This is a genomic window from Paracoccus panacisoli (assembly GCF_042435015.1).
GTDB lineage: Bacteria > Pseudomonadota > Alphaproteobacteria > Rhodobacterales > Rhodobacteraceae > Paracoccus > Paracoccus panacisoli.
The window spans coordinates 1-3264 of sequence record NZ_JBHMQU010000108.1; the positions used below are offsets into that span (position 1 = coordinate 1).

Below are 3264 nucleotides of genomic sequence, written 5' to 3' on the forward strand. Positions count from 1 at the left end.
ATTCCACGCGGGAGATATCCACCTGGTCCTTCGTCAGCCCAGTGTGCTGTACGAGATGTGCGAAGGCTGGAAGTTGGTCCGCGGCCATCTCGACAAGATATCCTGAGCGATACGGCACGATGAGAAGCGCTTCCCGCGTTGAATGAAAGAGGTCCGACGGCGTGTAGCTGGGCGCAAGGGAGTCGTCGAACATGGCCGCATAGAGAACGATGCGGCCGTCGAATCGCGGCCGCGCCGCCGCCCGTTCGGACAGGGCCATAAGCTGCCTAGACAGCATGCGGCGTTGTTCCGGAAGGCGTGTCACAATGATACTCATCGCGTTCTTGCCGCCGCCTGAGACGCTTTCCGGCTTCGGGTCCTTGATGAAGCGGAGGACGGGATTCAGCAGCGGCCGCCGTGGGTTCTCAGCCATCGTGCGCCTCCTTCAGATAGCGGTGCACCATCTGACGGCTGACGCCGACGATCTTGCCAATCTCTGCCTGACCAATGGAGCCCTTCTCGTGTAGAAGACGCGTCAGCATCTTCTTGTCCGCCGTTTCCAGCTCGCGACCGTCGAGCAGTCGGGGGCTTCCGGTCCTCGATCCGCTAACCGCAAGAAGAATTTGCGCCAGATCTACTTCACGGTTGGTGAGGATCGCCCGTCGCCGCGAGGCGAGCGCCACATTCTCAATATCCGCGCCACTCAGGCCGTCGGAAACACGCGCCAGCAGGCGCGCCTCCGTCTGGTGCGCCGCATTCCCCTGAAACAGGAAATGCTCCCACATACTGCAACGCACGTCCTCGTCAGGCAGGCTCAGCTCGGCCTTGTAAGGAAATCGCCGCCATATGGCGGAATCAAGCAGGTGCGGATGGTTCGTCGCACCGACGGTGACCACATCGTCCGTCAGGGAGTCGAGACCCTGAAGCACGGTGTTGACTACACGTTTTAGCTCGCCCAACTCGTGACGATCATCCCGAAGCTTAGCGATAGCATCCATCTCGTCGAGAAAAAGAACCGCGTTTCGGGTCGGCACGAACTCAAAGATGCCCCTGATGTTCTTTGCTGTTTCGCCGAGCCGCGAGGAGATCAGGGAGTCGAGGCGGGCGACGTAAAGCGGCCGTCGCAGCGAAGCTGCCATGTGTCCGGCGAGAAGCGTCTTGCCCGTGCCCGGTGGGCCGTAAAGCAGCAGGCCAAGCCGCGCGGAGACGCCCTTCTCTGCCAAGAGCCCGATGTTCTTTGCGTCCTCGATGAACTGCGCGATTGTGTGACCCGCCTCGCCGCCGAGCATGATCGGCGTGGTTGGCCACTGCCCCTCTTCGATCAGGGGCAGACGGGAACCAGCATCGCGCGGCAGCGCCTCTGTATAGCCGGACGTTTGCAGGGGCACACCACGCTTCCGCAGGAGCGCCTGAAGCGCCTTCGCGCCTTCTAGGTCGTTCTGCTCCGCCAAACGCTTCGCGATCTGGCCACCGATACGGCGCACGGCGGTGTAATCCGCCGCCATGGCAGCTTCGAGGAGTGCCGATATGAGAGGTGTGTCAACTTGCATGATCGCTTTTTCTATCAGCTTGGCAGTTTTGTCAACCATAACTCAAATTTTGTAAACTTTCCCTTTGATCGATGGTTCCGTGAGGCATCTCGAAGGCGTTGCCTCGGCCCAAATAACCCAGAGCTCTCTGATGGGACGGATCCGCCGAGCAACAAACGGCCGTTTGTGGAAGGCCTGTAGACTTCTGTGCTAATTGGCCGGTGTCGTTTTTCACAAATAAGTTCAGCAGCCTGTCACAGACGGTTCAGTGAACGGCCGCAGCGTCGAAGCAGCCGTTCGCGCAGATCGCAGCGAACGGCTTGAGGGAGCCCTTTTTGACGAATGCTGCCGAGCGACTGGACGGCCGCTTCGGCGGACCCGCAGCTTAGCGAGGTGTTCTCCGTTCGGGTCTAGACATACTCCGTAATGCGTTTCAACAAGGCGACACCGGCACCTGATAGAACGCCGCAAGAAGACGTAAGCTCTTGACGACGCCCGGTGTCGAGCGGGTGGGGTCCTGTTATGTGACCGTAAACTGCCCCATCATGCCCGCATCCTCGTGTTCGAGGATGTGGCAGTGATACATGAATGGTGTCTCTTCCGAAGCCAGCTTGTCGAACCTCAGCAGGATTCCGGTCGGACCCTGCACACGGACAACATCTTTCCAACCGATCTGCGCCGAGTCGACCGGCCGTCCGTTCTGACTCACGCCTCACGATAATTGTCACACGCCTCAACACCCTTTGCGACCACGTCGAGAAGTGCGTCCACATCGTTCAGAAGGACCGTGATGCGCGGGTTGCTGATACGGTAACGGATGAAGCGCCCTTCGCGGTCGCTGGCGACAAGCCCGCAGTCCAGCAGGCACCTCAGATGGTTGGAGACGTTGGGTTGCGATAGTTCGGTCCGCTCGACGATCTCGTGAACGGCCAATGGCTCGTTGCAAAGTGCACCGAGGATGGCCAGGCGGCTCGGGTCCGCGAAGCCGCGGAACAGCTTCGCCCGTCGCTCGATGGTCGCGCTCTTGCGGTCATCGACGATTTGGGCCATATCACTCCTCGCTGATACGTCGTTCTTCGATTCATCCTAGCAGGAATAGCGCGACCATGGCCAACACCGAAAATGCCGGATCGACGGCAGATGTCCCGCCCGTCCGTTACCGGGTTTCCGGTATGGATTGCGCCAAGGATGCCGCGCAGATCGAGCGGGCGGCACAGGCAGCCGGGGTCGCGCCCGGCGATGTGAAAGTGTCGGCCGCGACGCACATCATGACACTGACTGCACCCGAAGTGCGCCTGCCGGACATCGAAAAGGCAGTCGCGGTGACAGGCTATGGCTTCGACCGGATCGAGGGCGATGAAGACATTCCGCCGAATCCCGCCCATCAGGACCCGGCCTACCGCCGTGCCCTCTGGATCGTCGTGATCCTGAACGTGGGATACGGGGTCCTCGAAATGATCGGCGGTTTCATTTCCGGATCGCAGGCCGTGAAGGCCGATGCGCTCGATTTCATCGGCGACGGCGCGATCACGTTCCTTGGCCTGCTGGCCATCGGCTGGAGCCTCGCCTGGCGGGCACGGTCGGCCTTGATCCAAGGCATCTTCCTCGGCCTGCTCGGCCTTGGCGTCCTCGGCACGACCATCGTGCGAGTCTTCGAACGGACGACGCCGGATGCAGGTCTAATGGGCCTGCTTGGCATGATCGCCCTTGTCGTCAACGTCATCTCCGTTCTGCCGCTGCTGCGGTTCCGCAAGGG

5 protein-coding genes are annotated in these 3264 nt (G+C 60.8%); 1 reads left to right on the forward strand and 4 read right to left on the reverse strand.

Features of this window, described 5'->3' with window-relative positions; all coding sequences use genetic code 11:
• The 4 genes from ACFHYO_RS15910 to ACFHYO_RS15925 form a co-directional block, all read right to left on the reverse strand.
• Positions 1-412, reverse strand: a 412-nt coding sequence (locus ACFHYO_RS15910) for a hypothetical protein (protein ID WP_394321701.1), incomplete at its 3' end; no start/stop codon positions are given.
• Positions 405-1568 (reverse strand): AAA family ATPase, encoded by a 1164-nt coding sequence (locus ACFHYO_RS15915; protein ID WP_394321703.1) that lies wholly within the window; start codon positions 1566-1568, stop codon positions 405-407. The genes ACFHYO_RS15915 and ACFHYO_RS15910, both read right to left, overlap by 8 nt.
• A 460-nt stretch (positions 1569-2028) precedes the next feature.
• Complete coding sequence (locus ACFHYO_RS15920; protein ID WP_035746442.1) at positions 2029-2217, reverse strand: multicopper oxidase domain-containing protein; 189 nt, start codon at positions 2215-2217, stop codon at positions 2029-2031.
• On the reverse strand, positions 2214-2558 hold the full coding sequence (locus ACFHYO_RS15925; RefSeq protein WP_036708219.1) for an ArsR/SmtB family transcription factor: 345 nt from the start codon (positions 2556-2558) through the stop codon (positions 2214-2216). The genes ACFHYO_RS15920 and ACFHYO_RS15925 overlap by 4 nt, the downstream gene beginning before the upstream one ends.
• A gap of 56 nt (positions 2559-2614) precedes the next feature.
• Here ACFHYO_RS15925 and ACFHYO_RS15930 point away from each other — a divergent pair.
• Positions 2615-3264, forward strand: a 650-nt coding sequence (locus ACFHYO_RS15930) for a cation transporter (protein ID WP_394321705.1), incomplete at its 3' end; no start/stop codon positions are given.